This is a genomic window from Rhodococcus sp. As11 (assembly GCF_048957735.1).
Classification (GTDB): domain Bacteria; phylum Actinomycetota; class Actinomycetes; order Mycobacteriales; family Mycobacteriaceae; genus Rhodococcus; species Rhodococcus gordoniae.
Map to the genome: position 1 here is coordinate 1 of NZ_JARDJE010000035.1, position 18,005 is coordinate 18,005.

An 18,005-nucleotide genomic window follows, 5' to 3' on the forward strand; every position below is an offset into this window, starting at 1 on the left:
CCCCCGCCGCCCCCGGGGGGGGGCCCCCCCCCGCGCGGGGGGGGGGGGCGCGGCCCCCCCCCCCACGCCCGAGACATTGTCGCGAAGCGTCGGCGGATCCATCGAACGGATAGTGGCAGATAAATTCCACCAGCGATGGTCTACATCGTTCGCCGCCATAGGAATTGGTGTCCACATCTCAGGGGAGGCCCACGCGGTGTTCGACGTGGCCGGCTGTCCGGATCGGGAACCGGGATGTCGTACTTTCCGACTCTGCGGCCGGAGCGAGCATCAGGTCGCGACATGAAGGTCAGGCCCGTGCTTTCTCAGCCGTATTGCGGGGCGTTACCGGTGCGTTGAGCCGTTGCCAGATGGCGGCGGCAGCGCTTTGCAACGGTATGCGGACCTGTTGCTCGTTGTCGACCCGCCGCGCCGGTCCGAACACCGAGACGGCGGCGGCCCGGCCGTATCCCTGTGGGCCGATAGGAGCCGCCAGACACGCGAACCCTTCCAGACAGCCGTCGCGCTTGTAGGCAATGCGGGATTCCCGCACACGCATGATTTCGAGGTCGACAACGCACGGTGACGATGCGAGTGCAAGCAGAGCCGTGCCGATGGTGGATTGTCGTGCCGGCGTTCTGCTGCCTGCCCGCGTCTTGATCGCGGGAACGGACTCACCGCCGATCCGTTCCAGATAGACGACGTCGTCACCGTCGAGAACCCCCAGCTGGACGATGCAGCCGGTCTGCTGATGAAGCCACCGCAGACTGGGCAGGGCCGCCAGGCGCAGAGCGTCGTCGTTGACAGCTGCCGAGCCCAGCTCGACCATACGCATCCCCAGCCGATACCTCATGCCCTCGCGTCGGAGCCAATCCAGGGCCACCAACTGCTCCAACGTCCGGTGCACCGATGCCTGCGGGAGACCGGTGACCAGAGCGACCTGGGTCAGGGTCAACCCCGCCGGGGACGTGCCTGCCTCGGCCGCGAAGACATCGAGGATCCGAGCCGCCCGCCGCAGGACTCCGGTCGGCGGCCGTCCCGGGTCGTGTCCCCCCGGTTCTCTCGAGTTCATTCCGTGTCCTTCGCACCGAGTAGAGAAAATCGCCGAGCGATCTGTGCTGCCTTTCGAGTAATAGCAGTTCATGTGTCCCGCATCGCCGATTCTTCCATTCACCGGAAGAATGGTTGGGGCTATACCGTTGAGGAGCCTGTAATCGGGGCATGACGGGAACACAGCGGTTTACACCCACAGCACTACTCGCCGGGCAGCGCGCCCTCGTCACCGGTGGGTCGGCGGGTATCGGTGCCGCGATCACCGCCGCGTTCGCCTCACACGGCGCGCACGTCCTCGTGGTAGACAACGCGCCGGCGCCGCCTCCCGCCTTCGACCTCGGCGCCGGAGGTACCGTCACGACCCTCCACTGGGACGTGCGCACCTCGCCGTGCCCGGCCGAAGTCGTCGATCATCGCCCATCCGTCGTCGTCAACAACGTCGGGCACTTCCTGCACCCACAGCAGCCGTTCACGGACAACGCCGCGTCGCTGTGGGACGAGCTGCACGAGATCAATTTCGCGCACGTCCTGCGCTTGACTCGGACGTTGCTGCCGGGGCTGATAGAGCGCGGCGGTGGATCGATCGTCAACCTGACGACGGTCGAATCACACCGGGCCATTCCCGGGCAGTCCGTGTACTCGGCATACAAGGCGGCGCTCACGCAATTCACCCGGTCGTTGGCCGCAGAGGTCGGCCCATCGGGGGTCCGGGTCAACGCCGTCGCGCCCGACCTCATCGAAACGCCGCAGGTCCCGTACACCACCCTCGTCCCGCGCGACGACGTACCGTTGTGGCCCAACTGGTCGCCGCTCGGCGGCCCCGGGCAGCCCGAGGACGTCGCCGGAGCGGTTTTGTTCCTGGCCAGCGATCTGGCGCGATTCATCACCGGCGGAACCATTCACGTCGACGGCGGCACTCACGCGGCCGGCGGCTGGGTGCCGCGGGGAGCCGGATGGACCAATCGCCCCCGCAACCCCTGATCACCCCGACCCCCGAACTCACCCACCTTTCCGGAGGATGCCCAGTAATGAAGGTCCTTGTTGTCGGTGGCACCGGCATGATCGGCGCCGCTACCGCGACTCTGCTCGAGCAGTCGGGAGATGATGTCACCGTTGCAGCGCGCGGCTCGATAGCCAGTACGTCGCCGGTGGCCGACTTCCCGGTTTTGATCGGTGACTACACAGTCCCCACCTTCACCGCGGAACAGCTGTCGGCGTTCGACGGCATCGTGTTCGCCGCAGGCCAGGACGTGCGGCACAAGCCGCGGGAAAGCGACGACCGAAGCTTCTGGCGCGACGCCCAGAGTGCCGGCGTGCCTCGCTTCGCCGCTCTCGCCAAGGAAGCGGGTGTGCGCCGTTTCGTGCAGGTAGGCAGTTATTACCATCAATTCGACGAGCGATTCGCCGACGGCAATCCCTACGTCACGGCGCGTAAGGAAGCGGACGAACGGACCCGGGCACTTGCCGACGATTCGTTCGTCGCGTGCACGTTGAACCCGCCGTCGATCATCGGAGCCGTGCCCGGCCCTTCCGCCGAGCGGTATCGCCGCTTCGTCTCATGGGCGGCCGGCAATGAGCCGCAGATCCCGGACTTCGCCCCGCCGGGCGGCACGAACTACATGTCCGCCGAGTCGCTGGCGCACGCGGTCGCTGGAGCACTGCGCAACGCCGCGCCCGGTGTTGCGTACCTAATCGGCGACGAGAACCTTCCGTACCGCGAGTTCTTCCAGCGTCTTGTCGACGCCGCTGGTGGCGGGCGCACCATCGTCGAACGTAACGAACCGCACCCGCTCTTACCGGATGCGGCGATCATGCAGGGGCGCGGGAACACCATTTCCTATGAGCCCAGCGCCGAGACATTGCGAGTGCTCGATTATCCCCGCGAGGACTGCACCCGCGCGATCCACGGCCTCGTGAAAACTGTCCGCGAGTACGAACAGAGCCTGGCATGACCGACGGCAGCGACAAGCACATCCGGAAGGTCGCACTGTCGGCCCTGTTCGGAACGGTGCTGGAGTACTACGACTTCCTGCTGTACAGCACGATGGCCGCGCTGGTGTTCGGCGACGTGTTCTTTCCCGGGGAGAACCAGGCGGTATCGACGATAGCCGCCTTCGGAACCCTGGCCGTGGGATACGTTGCGAGGCCGTTGGGCGGGCTCATCTTCGGTCACTTCGGTGACCGCGTGGGCCGCAAACACATCCTGTTCGTGACGATGGCCCTGATGGGTAGCGCGAGCTTCATCATCGGCCTGCTACCCGGCTACGCGAGCATCGGCATGGCAGCCCCGGTACTGCTCGTCGTCCTGCGGCTCGTGCAGGGGATTGCCATCGGCGGCGAATGGGGTGGCGCCGCCTTGATGGTCGTCGAGCACGCTGATGCCGACAACCGCGGCAAGTGGGCCGGCGTAATGAATCTCGGCTCGCCCATCGGCTTTCTGATGGCAACCGTCGCGGTGGCGATCGTCAGTCTGCTACCCGACGAAGACCTGGAGACGTGGGGCTGGCGCGTGCCATTCCTGTTCAGCGCACTGCTGGTGGTGGTCGGCCTCTACATTCGTTCCCAGGTCGCCGAAAGCCCGGTCTTCGAGCAGGCGGTCAAGAAGGAGGCGGTCAAGAAGGAGGTGGCCACCACTGCCGACCGCATACCGTTGGCGCAGGTACTCAGGACGCCGCGTCCCGTACTGCTCGCCTGTGGTATCGGTATCGCGCCGTTCGCGATGACGGCGCTGATCACCTCGCACATCATCTCGTACACGACCGGGATCGGTTACGAACGATCCACCGTGATGCAGGTGCTGGTGCTGCTGTCGACGGTCTCACTGCTCGTCGTTCCACTGGCGTCGGCGTTGTCCGATCGTGTCGGTCGTCGACCGATCGTGCTCACCGGCGCCGTCGCGGCGATGCTGTTCGCGTTTCCGTTGTACATGCTGGTGGACTCCGGCTCGGTGATGTTGCTGGTGGTCGGCCTGGTCATCGGGCAGGTCATCCAGAACGTCATGTTCGCACCGCTGGTGCCGCTGCTGTCGGAGATGTTCGGTGCCACAGTGCGGTACACGGGAGCATCGTTGGGCTATCAGGGCGCAAGCCTGATCGGAGCCGGCTTCACGCCGCTGATCGCCAGCACCCTGCTCGCCACGCTCGGTGGGGGCAGTTGGCCGCTGAGCCTGATCATCGTCGTGACCGCTGGGATCTCGGTCGGCGCCATTGCGCTGACCGCCGAAACTCGCGGCGTAGCGCTCGGGGACGTCACCCCTGCAGGTGAGTCCGAAAACGTCCACGCTTCTGCGGAAAACTAGGGCCGAGTCGCCTGAGTCCGAGAGCTCGGTCGGACTCAGGCGGTGGGGTGAACGAGAAGAACTGCTGCAGGAAACAGGCCGAGCAACTCGACCTGCATCGACAATCAAAACGAATCCCTCATCGCGTTGTCCGGTCTGTCGTCAATACTTCCGGAGGACGGCATGAGCCCAGCAGCACGGACCTCGACGCCGAAAACCTCGAGGTAAAAGGAACTCCTTGATCGACATGTACGATCCTCGCACGTCGGATGTTCGGTGGGGGCACCACCGTGCACGAAATGCTCGGGGAATGTCGTTGACCCACAGCTCGTTCGGCCGCGCCCGATGGAACTTGCGGTCGACCGGATCGCCGACGGTGAAGACTCGTCACCGGATTCGGAAACCTTATGGTGAGCCAGGTCAACCGTGCACACAAACCGTTCCGACATCTGTATGGGGCCGGTAGGTAGCTGCCCGTGCCGGCTGCTCTGCTCCCGCAGTTCCTCGAGCTCTTACCGTCCGGGCACAGATCTGCGTTCACAGTAGGAACACAACTCTGACGACCGAGCGGACTCCCGTCGTGATTCCTGCAATGTGCTCCAACTGTGCGGGAATAGCCCGGTCGCCTGCATGTGCCCCATCTACGGTACGAAAGAACACGTTCGCACCATGGAAGCAGGTAGGGATGCAGGCGAAAGACGAGAGCCACCGCGGCTTTCCCGACCGGAATCGAGAGTCCGATCGCACTGGAGCCCCGCGCGGTCAACTGGCCATCGTCACCGGGGCGAGTCGTGGGATCGGGCGTGCGATCGCGCGACGCATTGCGTCGGAAGGCATTGCTGTAGCCGCGGTTTCACGGACAATGCGTGCAGGTGACGGCGAATTCACCGGCTCCCTCGAGGAGACCGTGGCGTGCATACGACACGATGGCGGCCGTGCTGAGCCCTTTGTCGCGGATCTCGGCCGGCCCGATCTCGACCGGGCAGAACTGGTTGCCCGGATCGAAGATGTCATGGGTTGTCGTGCCGACATTCTCGTCAATAATGTCGCCGCAGAAAGACGTTACGACATTCCCTTCACGGAGATGCGAAGGGAGTGGTTCCTCGATTCCGTGGAAACCAACGTGTGGAACACCTGGGACCTCGTCAAAGCCGTGGTCCCGGGGATGCGTGAGCGTGGCGCCGGGTGGATCGTCAACATTTCCTCGCGGCAGGCAGGACCGCGCGTCGGTCCTCCGTTCCAGTTCCATCCGCTCGCCGGCTCAGTGCTGTACGGCGGCACCAAGGCCATGCTCGATCGGCTCACCACCGGCGCAGCGATGGAGCTGTATCCCGACAACATCGCGGTGAACAGCCTCGCCCCCAACCGCGGCGTCGCTACCGAGCACGCTGCCTCGGCCGTTCCGGGATGGCCGTCGGAACCGGAGGAGACGATGGCGGAAACGGCGCTGCTCCTGTGTATGTCCGATCCCTCGCTGCTCACCGGGAAGGTAACTTACAGTCTGCCGCTGCTGCACGAGCACGACCGCGCCGTGCGCACACTCGACGGGCGCGGGCTGGTAGAGGGGTGGCAGCCGCACGAGCTGGACGAGTCCGGCTTCCTTCCCGATTACCTGCATTTTGCGCCTGCACCATCCGTACCCGAGTCGCTTCGTAGGTGACGCGGCTCCATCAACGCGGAGGCGCTGGAAAAGGCGCCTCCATCGTGTCGTCCACCAGTTGTGGACGGTCGGGGAGGCGGGTCCTGGATCATGCCTCCCCGATAGCGATCTTCTTGGCCCGCTTTCGTAACCGCGCAGTCGGACCCGGGGCATCTGGGCTCCCCGGTCCTACAAATGACCGGATCCACCCGTACACAAGAAGGTAGGACTTCGATGACCCGAATCACCGACATCCCCCCGGAGTTGACCGAGGCAACCGCGGCTCTCGTCGCTGCAACGCGCACGCTGATGTTGGCGGCGGCGACTACCACAGCAGATATCGACGCCATCCGCGCTGCGAGCACCTCGATTACGGAAGTGGCCGATATTCTCGGCGCGCGGCCGCGGAGTCGCCCGTTGCGTCCGGCGTTGGACGGGCCGGCACGGTCCCGAGAGACCGGCGGGCAGGTGCCATGGACGCAATTCAGCCACAACCCCATGGGTATTCCTCTGGCGATCTACTTCGGTGACGATGACGCACGAGCCAGGCTTGTGCCGAACGCGCTGCACGAGGGACCGCCGGACATCATGCACGGCGGGTTTGCCGCGCATTTGCTCGACTGCATGCTGGGCACGTTGATGCAGGCGCGTGGAGTCCGTTCCGTGACGGCGTCGCTCGAGCTGCAATACCCCCGGCCTACACCGCTGGGAGAGCCGCTGGATCTGTATTCGCGCATCGTCGACACCGTCGGCCGCAAGACCATCGCCGAAGGTTGGATCGAGTGCAACGGGGAACGCACCGTGGAGGCGCGGGGCATTTTCGTCAGCGTCATGCCCGTCGTGACCGCGCCTGTGCCCGGATAGGACGTCGGTCGAGGCCGGTGATCTTCTCGACACACCGACCTCGACCGCGGCCCTGCCCTGACCGGGAGAAAAGGCATCCGTATTTCACGGATAATGCACCAGGCCAGGAGAATTCGGTGCTTCCGGCCGCGGCCGACGACCGGATCGGTGCGGTGTGGTGCGGTGCGGTGCGGTGCGCGGAGAATGCGCATCGCAGCCGGAACCGACGTCGCCGTACTCGCCTTCGTCTACTACCTGCTCGGCTTCGATGTCCCCGCGGATCCGGGCGGTGACCTTCGTCTTTGTAGACGGGACCTTCGAGGACATCGAAGCGGACGCCGTGCGCATCCTCGTCAACTTCGGCGTGAATCCGCTGTGGTTGCCGTCCTAGACTTGCCGACACAGATCCTGGGCGCCGAGTCGCGACCATTCAGGAACCGATGCCGGCGAGGATCCTGCGAGAAGCGATCGGAAGGTTGTTTGCGCGGCCACTCTCGACGAATTGAGTCCGAATGCGATGCTTGTCGTCCTCCGTGAGCGGCGAGTACTCGCTCGTACGAGTGGCGGCGTACCAGACTCGGTCGGCCTCCCACGCGGTGGCGCGCAAGGGGCCCTTGTGAATCTTGCCGCTCCCGGTGGTCGGAACCTCGTCGACCACGCGGATGTAGGTCGGTCGCCATTTGGTGCCGAGATCCGGTTGAGAGTCGATGAAGGTAGCGAAGTCGGCGGGGTCGAAGGCGGCGTCTCCGGCCATCACGACCACGCACATGACCTGATCGCCTGTCTTGGGGTCGGGCACGGCGTAAGCGTGTGCGCCCGAGAATTCGGGGTACCGCGCCATGATCCGCTCCAGTGGGGCGGCACCGAAGTTCTCTCCGTCCACGCGCATCCAGTCCGAGTCCCGGCCTGCGAAGTAGAAGTATCCGTCCGAATCCCGATACGCAAGGTCTCCTGTCCAGAAGTCTTCGCCACCGAACTTGAGTCGGTCTGCCATCGCTTCCGGATTGTTGTAATACCCTTCGAACGACTTGCCCCCTCCGAGGACCACGATTTCGCCTGTGGCCTCCTCGCCGTTGATCAGGGCGCCGTTTTCGTCGAAGCGGGCACGCGGACATTCGATGTTGTCGTCGTTTCGTACCTCTGCGACTGCTCCGGATGCGGGGAGCCCGAGAGAGTTACGTGGCGAACCGGGAACCGGCACGATCCTGATCGCACCTTCACTCGCGCCGTAGCCCTCCCGCACTTCGCAGCCGAATCGGGCGCGGAACGCATCGACTTCGGCGGGGGAGGCCTCCGACCCGAAGGCGACCTCCAGATCGTTGACGCTGTCGTCGGGCGATTCCGGCACGGCCAGGATGTAGCTCAGTGCGCGTCCGACATAGTTGAAATACGTGACCTTGTGTTCGCGGATATCCTTGCTGAAGGCGCTGGCCGAGAACTTTCGCACCATCACCACCGTCGAACCCTCCTGCGCGGCGGCGGCCAGGTTCATCATGATCGCGTGGCCATGGAACAGCGGCAGCATCAGGTAGGAGACCGAATTGCGGTGCAGCGAGATGCGGTCGGACATCTTCTCCGTGAGCCTTCCGAGCCTGCCCTGTGAGCAGACGACCGCTTTCGGTGCTCCGGTCGATCCCGAGCTGAACAGCAGTAGATAGATCGACTGCGGGTCGAGGCGGAGATCGGGGACAGCGGCACCGGAATGAGTGTTCAACAACTCGGCGTACTCGGCGGAGGCCACGTCCAGGACACGGTCTGCCGGCACGGCCAGGTGATCCGGATCGATACTGTTCAAGTGGAGGGGCTCGGTGACCACGAGATCGCATTCGGCATGGGCGATGTCGTGTCGAAGCTCGGTGCCCCGTCGGGTCGGGTTGATGCCGACGATCACATCACCGCTCAGTGCCGCAGCGAGCAGCCAGAACACGTAGTCCGGCACGTTCTGCAGAAGAACTCCCACGTGTCGTTGGGTGCGTCCGGGGCGTGGCTGGACGAAATCGTGCAACAGCGAGGCGCGAACGGCCGCTTCCCGCACTATTTCGTCCCAGCTCCAGGTCGAGCCTTCGAATCGCAAACCCTCGTGATCGTCCCCGATTCGAGATCTGACCACCTCGGCGAACGTCTCCATCAACCGTCTCCCTCGTGAGTTCGGACCGGTAAGTGCGCATCACAATGCCAACCGCAGAGCAGTTGAGCAAGCGCTTGGTTCATATTCCGACCGTAGATGTGGCGCGTCCCACTGTCAACTTCGCGCGGTCTTGTAGAGCCGTTGTCGGGGTACGACATTCGGCGCCGTTCCGTCACCCCGGCCACCGGGGGACGGTCGAGTCCCGGCGGGGGAGTAGAACGCCAGCTCTGGACGGAAATCGTTGCTGCATAGGCTTGTACGTCGACACCGACGCGAGGCGTGCGCAGTGCCGGTAACCCCACCGTCCGCCGCGAGCCAGGTCGCCGGCGCGTGTTCCATCCAGCGGGAGCGTTCGCCGAAAAAGTCGCGTATCGTCCCCACCAAGCAAGTGCTAGGTAAACTCGCGAGAGGAGTTGTCGTGACAATTCGGATGGACCAAGGTGTGGCGAGTGGACCCGCGCGTGTGCCTCGCCCGGGCGTGGTGGAACGCCTCACGCAGATCCTCGACGCCTTTGCCGACGGCCCCCAGCACATGCTGCTCGAAGACATCACCCGGGCCACGGGACTGCCCCGCTCCACCGCATTTCGCCTCTTGACCCAGCTTGTCGATCTGCACTGGCTCGAGCGCGGATCTCGGGGCTACCGCCTCGGCGTCCGGGTGCAGCGGATCAGTGGGCGTGTGGGCGATTATTCCGAGCTCCGTGCGGCCGCCTACGACGTTCTCAACGAGCTGCAATCGAGAACCGGTGGGGTCGCGCACTTGACTGTTCTCGAAGGCACGTCGGTCCATTTCCTGGACAGGATCGGCGGCGTAGCACGCAACGGGATTCCGTCTCGGGTTGCGGTACGGGTGCCGGCTCAGGACACGGTCAGTGGGCGAGCCCTCCTTGCCTGTCTGATGCCCGAGCAGGTAGAGCTGCTCATGTCCCTGGGTGAACATCCCCTCCCTACCGACAGACTGTCGGCTCTGCACGCGCAACTGAATCGGGTGCGGCAACAACGCGGTGTGTCGCACGTACCCGGCGAGAAGTGCCCGCTGACCATCAGTGCCGTAGCAACACCGGTGCGCGGCCCGGACGGCGCGATCGCCGCCATCTCGCTCGCATGCCGCGGCGTGGTCGAACTCGGCAGGATGGCCCCGCTGGTCAGATCGGCCGCTCGGCGCACCTCCGAACTGCTGTTTCCGACCTCGGCAGAACGTCGGTTACGGACAGTCCACCGCTCCTCGAACGATTTTTACTGACGCGCGGAATCGCCGCGCCACCCGGGTCGGCTTCGGAGCTGTCGTCCCGGGCGGCAGAAGTCGCCCGGGACGAACACTCTCCTGTATTTCGACGCCGCTGACCTATCCGGCGCACGCCATCAGGCCGAGGACCCGATCGGCGGTGCGGAATCGAGTTGGCTGCCGAGTTCGGCAGCGATCGCATCGGCGCTTCCCAGGGTGAAGGCGGCCTGCCGCCCCCAAAGGAAGTAGCGATGGATGGGGAAGTCGACGTCTGCGCCGATTCCGCCGTGCAGGTGCTGTGTGGCGTGTACGACGCGCAACCCGCCACGCGAAGCCCACCACTTCGCGGTCAGGCACGCCGCCTCCGCCTCGTCCTCACGACCGGCATCGAGCAGCCATGCGGCCCGATATGTGGTAAGGCGGATCGACTCTGTGTCGAGGTACGCGTCGGCGGCACGCAGAGCGACAGCCTGATTGGTGGAAAGGGGCCGGCCGAACTGAACTCGCTCCGAGGTGTACGACGCCGTCATGCGGAGCGCCTCTGCACACACACCCAACTGGAAAGCGGCAAGTGCGACCCGGAGGCGTCGTCGGACCCACGCCACAATTTCGGTTCCGTCACCCGAAAGCTGTTCGTGGGCAGGAATTTCGGCATCTCCGAATCGGACGGCGGCGGCGTTTTCGCGGCTGGTCACAGCGAGCGGTTCGACGGTCACGCCGGCCGAATCGGTGGGAAGCACTGCGACGACGACCGAACCGTCGTCGCAGACCACAGGAGCAACGATCCCCGCAGCCACGGCACCGCCGGACACGGCGGTGATCGCCCCGTTCACGACCAGGGTGTCCCCCTTCCGGATCGCCGAGAGGGTCGAGTGTCCGCCGGGCGCGGACTCGAATGCGCCGGTGAGCAGCGTGGTGCCATCGAGCAACCCCGGCAGTAGTCGATCGATCTGTTCGGCGCTGCCGAACTCGGCAATCGGTAGCGCGGCGCCGGCCACCACAGACCACAACGGTATCGGTGCTACTCGCCGCCCCTGCTGTTCGAGCAGCGAAACGAGACCGAGCATCCCCATCCCCGCGCCTCCGGACTTCTCCGGGAGTGCGACCCCGAGCAACCCGGCTTCGGCCAGCGCCTGCCACAAGACACGGTCGAACCCGTTCTCTCGGGTCTCGACCTCGACCACACGATCCACCGTGGCGAGCGAAGTGAAGATCTGACCGGCCAGGTCGCCGAGTGCCGATCGGTCATCATCGAATTCGAAATCCATTGTCAGCTCCTCGTGCTGGACTGGGCCTCGGGACGACGCCGAGCGGCGAGTGTCATGCCCAGGCACTTGGCCGCCACGATCTCCCGCATCACCTCGTTCGTGCCGCCACCGAAGGTGTTGTTCTGTGCTCGGCGTGCGAGCGTTTCGACCCGGCCTTGGATCGCTGCTCCAGGCGTTCCCGGCCGTAGTAACCCGACCGCGCCCAGAACTTCCTGCAGCCGCCCGTATGCGGTGACGACCGCCTCGGTGCCGAACACTTTCGCTGCCGCGGAGTCACCGCCTCCGAGAGTGTTCGCGGCAACGTCCGCGACCAGGCGCAGATTTATCAGATCGGCCGCGCTGAGCAATGTATAAACCTCGGCCAGCGTGCTACGAACCCAGGGAAGGTCGTACACCGCTCCGGACCCCGCCGGCTCTTTCTTCGCCCAGTCGAGAACCTCGTCGTACAGCTGGTTCGCGATACCGCCACGCGCAGCGAGCGCCACTCGCTCGTGGTTGAGCTGATCGGTGATCAGCCCCCAACCACCGTTGAGTTCGCCGACCACGTGGGTCAGTGGCACCCGCACGTCTTCGTAGTAGGTCGCCGAGGTACTGATGCCGCCGACGGTGTGAATCTCGGTGACCGAGAAGCCCGGCGCGGTCGTGGGAACCAGGACTACGGAGATGCCCTTGTGGCGGGCCGCGTCGGGATCCGTCCTTACCGCGAGCCACACCCAGTCGGCGTAGACTCCGGCGCTCGTGAAGATCTTGTTGCCGTTGATGACCAGCTCGTCACCCTCGATTCGAGCGCGAGTCTGCAACGCAGCAAGATCGGTTCCGGCACCGGGCTCGGTGTAGCCGATCGCGAAGATCAACTCGCCGGACAGGATCTTGGGGATGAAGAAATCCTTCTGCTCCTGGGTGCCGTACTTCATCAGTGCGGGGGCGACAGTGTTGAGTGTGACCAGCGACAAGGGGGCGTTGGCCCGAATCACCTCGTCGTAGAACACGTACAACGCCTCGGGATCGTCGCCGCTGCCGCCGTACTCCTCGGGCCTGCCGAGCCCGAGCCAGCCGTCCGCGCCCATCTGCCGAAGGATCCGGTCGAAGACCGGCCCTCCTTCGGTCTGGTCCACGAGTGCACGTCGGTCTTCTTCATTGATGGTGCGCGCGAAGTACTCCCGCAGCTCGGTACGTAGCCGCCGTGACTTCTCGGACAGTTCGGGATGCATGTCGCCTCCTGCGATTCGAGTCTCGATCAACGCCATTGAGCGGCGAAATCGTTGATGACCGTGAAAATTCGCTCCACTTCGCTGTCCGTGAGTCCGTGACTCATACCGAGGGTCATGCCCCGTTCGAACACGGCATCGGCTTCGGGCAGCCCGTCTTCGGGCTGGCGGAACTCGATCCCGGACATCATCGGATGACGAGTGATGTTGCCGCTCCACACCGTTCGGGTGTCGATACCCTGTCCTTCGATGTACTCCTGAATATCGCTACGTGTGAAGGGCGCATCGGCGTTGATCATCACCGGGTAGCACAGCCACGCGGTCTCGAGACCTTCGGGCTCGACCGGCGTCGTGAAGAACTCCGGGAAGGCTCCGTACGCCGAAGTGTGGGACGCGAAGGTCTTCCGGCGACGCTCGTAGTTCTGTGCCAGCTTGTCGAGCTGGACTACTCCGTAGGCAGCACCGAGCTCGGAAGGCTCGAAGTTCCACGGCATGAGGTCGAAGATGAAATCGTTGTCGTAGTCGACGCCGTCGAGCTGCTCGCGGAAGACGCGACCCTTACCGTTGCCGAAGAGATTCGGCTCCGAGCGGCGACCCCAACGGCGCAGCAACAAGGCCCGGTCGCGCGTTTCCTCGTCGTCCATCATCACCATGCCGCCGGTACCCGCACAGGTGATGATGTGAGCCATCGAGAAGCTGGTCACGCTCAGGTCTGCGCGAGCTCCGGTCGGTGTGCCTCGCAGGGTCGCGCCGAGAGTGTCGCAGGTGTCCTCGATGACCTTGAGGCCGTGCCGGTCGGCGACCGCGCGAATCGCGTCCCAGTCGGGGCAGTTACCGGCCAGGTTGGGGATCAGGATGGCACTGGTGCGGCTCGTGACCATCGCCTCGATCTTGCTCACGTCGACGTTGAACGTGTTCGGCTCCACGTCGACGAAGGCGGGGATGAGGCCGGCGCGCACGATCGGCGCAACATCGGTGGAGAACGTCAGCGGCGAGGTGATCACCTCGCTGCCCTTCGGCAGGCCGAGAAGTTCGATGGCCAGGTACAGGCCCGAGGAACCGGAGTTGCACATCACGCCGAATTTCTTGCCGGAGATGGCGGGCACCCGGCGTTCGAGCTCGAGAACGTTCTTACCGATCCGCAGAGCCTGGTGGCCGCCGCGCAGAACGTCGACGACGGCCTGGATCTCTTCTTCGCCATGGGTGGCACGGGCATAGGTGATGCGATCAGTCATGTTCGATTCCACTTTCTGGATAGGGGGTATTCGACCGCTGCGTCAGCGGTCGACGGAAAGCACAATGGCGCTGTGCGGCACGGGAGAGCCGCCGGTAACCAGCACGTTGTCGAGGGTCTTCGCAGGCTGGTTCACCGATGTGCCGCGGATCAACCGGACGCCTTCGGCGATGCCGTTGACGCCGTGGATATATCCCTCGCCCAGCTGGCCACCGTTGGTGTTTATCGGCAGGCGGCCGTCGAGTTCGAGGTTGCCGTCCGCGATGAAATCCTTGGCCTCACCGCGGCCGCAGAACCCGTACTCCTCCAACTGGAGCAGCACCATCGGTGTGAAGGCGTCGTACAGCACTGCAGCGTCGATACCTCCGGGATCGACACCGGACTGTGCCCACAACTGTTTCGCCACCAGTTCGACCTCGGGCATCACGTCGATGTCGTCGCGGTAGTAGCTGCTCATCGAGATCTGCTGAGGACCCACGCCCTGCGCCGCCGCAGAAATTACGGCAGGGGGGTGGGGCAGATCTCTGGCCCGCTCGGTGCTCACGATCACCAGCGCCTGACCACCGTCGCTCTCCTGGCAGCAGTCGAGCAGGCGCAGTGGGTCGGCAATCATCTTCGAGTTCTGGTGGTCCTCGATGGTGATCGGTCGGCCGTAGAACCACGCCTTCGGATTGTTCGCCGCGTGCTTGCGGGACAGTACGGAGATCTGCCCGAAGTCGGCACTCGTGACGCCGTACTGCTGCATGTAGCGGCGCGCGAGGAACGCCTCCTGTTGTGCCGGCGTGAGTAGCCCGTACGGATTGATCCAGTTGCGGTATTCCTGGTCGGTGTTCGCGTTGTAGGCGAACGGCGGGGGCCCCGCCCCGAACCGGTGTCCGGAACGTTCGTTGAACGCCCGATATACCACGACGACGTCCGCGACTCCGCTCGCAACTGCGAGCGCGGCCTGCTGCACCGGGGCGCAGGCGCCGCCACCGCCGTGTGGAATACGGCTGAAGAACTTCAGTTCAGGGATTCCCAGTGCACGCGCGACGGCGATCTCCGGGTTGGTTTCCATGGTGAAGAGGGCGAAGCCGTCCACTTCCTCGACGCCGATCCGGGCGTCGTCCAACGCGGCAAGCACGCTTTCGCAGGCGAGTTGCCACTCGCTGCGACCGGAGTTCTTGGAGAATTCGGTGGCACCGATACCGGCGATGGCGGCTGCGCGCGAGAAGCCTCCGATGCTCATCGTGTTCCTCCTTCGTACGGCGTCACGAAGACCTCGGCGGTCACATGGACACCGCGATCGTTGGTGCCGAGCACCTCGACGGTGATCGTGTCGTCGCCGATTGCGGTGACTTCGCCGGTCATACGCATGGTGTCGCCGGGAAAGTTCGGGACGCCGAGCCGCAGCGAGACCCGCCGGATGCGCGAGGACGGTCCCGCCCAGTCGGTGATGTAGCGGTCAACGAACCCGTTCGTCGAATTGATGCTCATGAAGATGTCGGGGGTTCCGCGCTTGTTCGCCGCGCCGGGATCGTGGTGTACGTCTTCGAAATCCTGGGAGGCCATTGCTCCGGCCACGATGGTGGTCCGGTCCAAGGGTAGGTCGAGGTCGGGCAACAGGGTGCCTACCGAACATTCGGGCAAGCTCATGCGGCACCTCCGTTCGGGAGTCTCAGTTGCGGCAGGATCTCGCCGTGTGCGTGTTCGGCGAAGCAGACTTCGAGCTCCATTCCGATGTCGAGCCGATCGTGTTCGACACCTGCGATGTCGGCGACGATCCGGGTGCCTTCCGCGAGGTCGATCAGTCCGACGGCGAGCGGATAGTCGAAGGCCGGATCCTGCGGGTGATGGATCACGGTCCAGCTGTGCAGGGTTCCTCGGCGAGCGGATTCGACGGTGTCCCAGGAGAAGGACCGGCAGGCGGGGCAGGCGGGTCCTGGGGGGTGACGCAACGTCTTGCACTCGGCGCAGCGTTGGATCTCGAGCCGTCCCTCCTTCGCCGCGGCGAACCAGAACTCGTTGTCCTGGGTGACGGTCAATCGGGGGACGGCAGTCATCGGGTCTCCTTGACGACGGTGGGATCGAAGCGGAGCAAACGGAACCGTTCTTCGACGAGCAACTCGCCGTGTTGGTTCTCGTAGCGTTTGTGCAGGGTGATGAAGCATCCGTCGCCGAGCGCCGTGCGTTTGACCGGGGAGATCGACTCGATGGTGAAGTGCGCGGTGACGTGGTCGCCGGGAACCGTTTCCCGGTGGTACTCGTGCTGGACATCGGTGGCGACGACCGAGGTGAACTTGTGCTCGTCGAGAAGGGCGAGCAGTCGCGAATATGCAGAGTCCTCGGTGATCTTCGCTGCACGGAGGCGATGCACCTCGCGCCAGCGGCGGTACCCGGCCATCACCCAGGTCGAGATCATGGCCGGCGGGCAGATCACATCGTCGCGGCCTGTGGCGCGGGCTGCTTCCCGATCGACGTAGATGGGATTGACGTCGTCGTGCGCCTCTGCCCAGTTGCGGATCATGGCCTCGTTGACGGGGTATCGAGCCACCCGCGGGGGTTCGGCCTGCTGTCCGATGAACTGTTCGAATTGCTGGTCCAAGGTGTTCATAGCCCGGAAACCTTTCTTGAGCAAGCGCTTGATGCGGTACGCTAACCAGGGGTAAGTTCGTCCCGGCCGACCGCTCCCACTGAGTTGGAGCGCGGCGGTGTCGAAAGTCGATTCGAGTGACACAGGAGGCGCGGTGGCAAAGGCGACGGCCAGGCGTGAGCAGATCATGGATTTCGCGGCCGAACTCTTCGCGGAAAAAGGGGTCGGAGGAACCACTGTCCGCGAGATCGGTGAGCGGGCCGGTGTGTTCTCCGGGAGCCTGTACCACTATTTCCCCTCGAAAGATGCTCTGGTTCAGGAGATCCTGAGCCGATACATGGCCGATATCGAACGCAGGTTCGGCCGAGTGGTCGAGGAAGCCCGCACTCCGTGGGACACAGTGCGGGGGTTGATCCACGAGACTCTCGAGGTGATCGAGACACATCCTCATCCGACAGCCATCTATCAGCAGAACCGTCAGTACCTGCGTGAGCACGGACTGCTCGAGGCGGTGGACACCGCTTCGCGCGAGATGCGCAACCACTGGCTTCGCGCACTGTCCGCCGGGGTCGCCGACGGCACCTTCCGATCCGACGTTCCCACCGACATCTTCTACCGAGCCGTGCGTGACTCGTTGTGGGCGAGCATGCACTGGCCGAGCCGCGCCGAGTACACCACCGAAGCGTTTACCGATCTGCTGACTACACTCTTCTTCGACGGCTTCGTATTGTCACGCCCTTCTCGCGGCAACGGCCGTCGTATCGAATCCGGTGAGGAACCGGCTGTCGCCGGCAAGTTCCGGTCCGAACTGAGAGCGGACCTCAAATCCGGCCGGCTCACACTCGGCGAGGTATTTCGAAGAGCAGACACGGATGAACTCCTCGGGACGACGAACGTGATGTACGTGCTGGAATCGCTACCGAAGATCGGCAAATCCAAGGCTCGCGGTATCGCAGAATCCGTCGGAATCGCAGAAAGTGGACAAATTTCCGGTCTCGCACCCTCACAGCGAGCCGACCTTCTGGCTCGAATCCGTTGATGTCGAATCGGGACCGTTTCTGCTCGAGAATCTCTCGATCCTCTTCGCAACGGCGGAGATTCACGGTTCGGTCGTCGCGACCGCTGTTCGACCGGCTCACGACCGTGAACCCGCTCGGTGCGCCGTCATACGAGGAAAGCTGGACGGCCGAGTAATCCGGATCACTTCGAGGTCTCACTGAGTGGTCAAACCGTCATGTATCGGAAAGTGATTCGCCACACTTTGTCGAATCCCCGAACAGCCGTCGGGCTGCCCGTGGCGACATGCCTGGGGGCCGGCCCTCGCGACTGTCCGACTTCCAACAGTGCAGCCCGTACCGGGGCTGCCCAAGTCTGGAGATCAGTTCATGACAAGTACGACAGACAGTCACGACCTGCCTGTTGCGGCGCAATCCGTTCCACGCGGACGTTTCGCTCGCCAACGCCCCGCATGGGTCATCATCGCAGTTCTGGTGGCGGTCGAGGGTCAAGTCCCGTGAGGTGGTGTGCGAGATCGTCGCGTGATTCCTCGTGTCGGGTTATGCGGTCAACGCCGGTGCCA

16 protein-coding genes are annotated in these 18,005 nt (G+C 64.4%); 7 read left to right on the forward strand and 9 right to left on the reverse strand.

What is annotated here, in order from left to right; genetic code table 11:
* Nucleotides 1-289 precede the first annotated feature (289 nt).
* A complete protein-coding gene (locus tag PV766_RS23490) occupies nt 290-1,051 on the reverse strand; it encodes an IclR family transcriptional regulator (RefSeq protein WP_421098052.1) in 762 nt (253 codons plus the stop codon).
* Nucleotides 1,052-1,200: 149 nt separating this feature from the next.
* Here PV766_RS23490 and PV766_RS23495 point away from each other — a divergent pair, with 149 nt between their 5' ends.
* From PV766_RS23495 to PV766_RS23515, 5 genes are all read left to right on the forward strand, one after another.
* Nucleotides 1,201-2,013 carry an SDR family NAD(P)-dependent oxidoreductase gene (locus PV766_RS23495; protein ID WP_064064848.1) on the forward strand — a complete coding sequence of 271 codons (813 nt, stop codon included), beginning with the start codon at nt 1,201-1,203 and terminating at the stop codon, nt 2,011-2,013.
* 47 nt (nt 2,014-2,060) lie between these two features.
* Nucleotides 2,061-2,984 carry an NAD-dependent epimerase/dehydratase family protein gene (locus tag PV766_RS23500; protein WP_421098053.1) on the forward strand — a complete coding sequence of 308 codons (924 nt, stop codon included), beginning with the start codon at nt 2,061-2,063 and terminating at the stop codon, nt 2,982-2,984.
* Entirely contained in the window at nt 2,981-4,330 is a 1,350-nt protein-coding gene (locus PV766_RS23505) for an MFS transporter (RefSeq protein WP_421098054.1), read from the forward strand. Before PV766_RS23500 ends, PV766_RS23505 begins: the two co-directional genes overlap by 4 nt.
* A 664-nt stretch (nt 4,331-4,994) precedes the next feature.
* Nucleotides 4,995-5,969: an SDR family NAD(P)-dependent oxidoreductase gene (locus PV766_RS23510; protein WP_421098055.1), complete on the forward strand. Its 975-nt coding sequence runs from the start codon at nt 4,995-4,997 to the stop codon at nt 5,967-5,969.
* A 213-nt stretch (nt 5,970-6,182) separates the two neighbouring features.
* Nucleotides 6,183-6,812: a PaaI family thioesterase gene (locus PV766_RS23515; RefSeq protein ID WP_064064845.1), complete on the forward strand. Its 630-nt coding sequence runs from the start codon at nt 6,183-6,185 to the stop codon at nt 6,810-6,812.
* Nucleotides 6,813-7,221: 409 nt separating this feature from the next.
* Here PV766_RS23515 and PV766_RS23520 read toward each other — a convergent pair whose 3' ends face one another.
* On the reverse strand, nt 7,222-8,919 hold the full coding sequence (locus tag PV766_RS23520; protein ID WP_421098056.1) for an AMP-binding protein: 1,698 nt from the start codon (nt 8,917-8,919) through the stop codon (nt 7,222-7,224).
* Between the two features lie 418 nt (nt 8,920-9,337).
* Between PV766_RS23520 and PV766_RS23525 the strand changes: the two genes are divergently transcribed.
* Nucleotides 9,338-10,162, forward strand: a complete 825-nt coding sequence (locus PV766_RS23525; protein WP_421098057.1) for an IclR family transcriptional regulator — start codon at nt 9,338-9,340, stop codon at nt 10,160-10,162.
* Nucleotides 10,163-10,281: 119 nt separating this feature from the next.
* Here PV766_RS23525 and PV766_RS23530 read toward each other — a convergent pair whose 3' ends face one another.
* The 7 genes from PV766_RS23530 to PV766_RS23560 are packed head-to-tail and all read right to left on the reverse strand — an operon-like array spanning nt 10,282 to nt 16,447.
* Nucleotides 10,282-11,412 (reverse strand): acyl-CoA dehydrogenase family protein, encoded by a 1,131-nt coding sequence (locus tag PV766_RS23530; protein ID WP_421098058.1) that lies wholly within the window; start codon nt 11,410-11,412, stop codon nt 10,282-10,284.
* A gap of 2 nt (nt 11,413-11,414) precedes the next feature.
* Nucleotides 11,415-12,623: an acyl-CoA dehydrogenase family protein gene (locus PV766_RS23535; protein WP_421098059.1), complete on the reverse strand. Its 1,209-nt coding sequence runs from the start codon at nt 12,621-12,623 to the stop codon at nt 11,415-11,417.
* A gap of 26 nt (nt 12,624-12,649) precedes the next feature.
* The gene (locus tag PV766_RS23540) at nt 12,650-13,855 is read right to left on the reverse strand and encodes a DegT/DnrJ/EryC1/StrS family aminotransferase (RefSeq protein ID WP_421098060.1); all 1,206 of its coding nucleotides are present in this window, start codon (nt 13,853-13,855) and stop codon (nt 12,650-12,652) included.
* A gap of 42 nt (nt 13,856-13,897) precedes the next feature.
* Nucleotides 13,898-15,082 carry a lipid-transfer protein gene (locus tag PV766_RS23545; protein ID WP_421098061.1) on the reverse strand — a complete coding sequence of 395 codons (1,185 nt, stop codon included), beginning with the start codon at nt 15,080-15,082 and terminating at the stop codon, nt 13,898-13,900.
* Nucleotides 15,079-15,489 carry a MaoC/PaaZ C-terminal domain-containing protein gene (locus tag PV766_RS23550; RefSeq protein ID WP_421098062.1) on the reverse strand — a complete coding sequence of 137 codons (411 nt, stop codon included), beginning with the start codon at nt 15,487-15,489 and terminating at the stop codon, nt 15,079-15,081. The genes PV766_RS23545 and PV766_RS23550 overlap by 4 nt, the downstream gene beginning before the upstream one ends.
* Nucleotides 15,486-15,896: a Zn-ribbon domain-containing OB-fold protein gene (locus PV766_RS23555; RefSeq protein ID WP_421098063.1), complete on the reverse strand. Its 411-nt coding sequence runs from the start codon at nt 15,894-15,896 to the stop codon at nt 15,486-15,488. The genes PV766_RS23550 and PV766_RS23555 overlap by 4 nt, the downstream gene beginning before the upstream one ends.
* Nucleotides 15,893-16,447 carry an FAS1-like dehydratase domain-containing protein gene (locus tag PV766_RS23560; protein WP_421098064.1) on the reverse strand — a complete coding sequence of 185 codons (555 nt, stop codon included), beginning with the start codon at nt 16,445-16,447 and terminating at the stop codon, nt 15,893-15,895. Before PV766_RS23560 ends, PV766_RS23555 begins: the two co-directional genes overlap by 4 nt.
* Before the next feature lie 133 nt (nt 16,448-16,580).
* Between PV766_RS23560 and mihF the strand changes: the two genes are divergently transcribed.
* Nucleotides 16,581-17,465: an integration host factor, actinobacterial type gene (gene mihF / locus PV766_RS23565; RefSeq protein WP_064064837.1), complete on the forward strand. Its 885-nt coding sequence runs from the start codon at nt 16,581-16,583 to the stop codon at nt 17,463-17,465.
* The last annotated feature ends 540 nt before the right edge of the window (nt 17,466-18,005 follow it).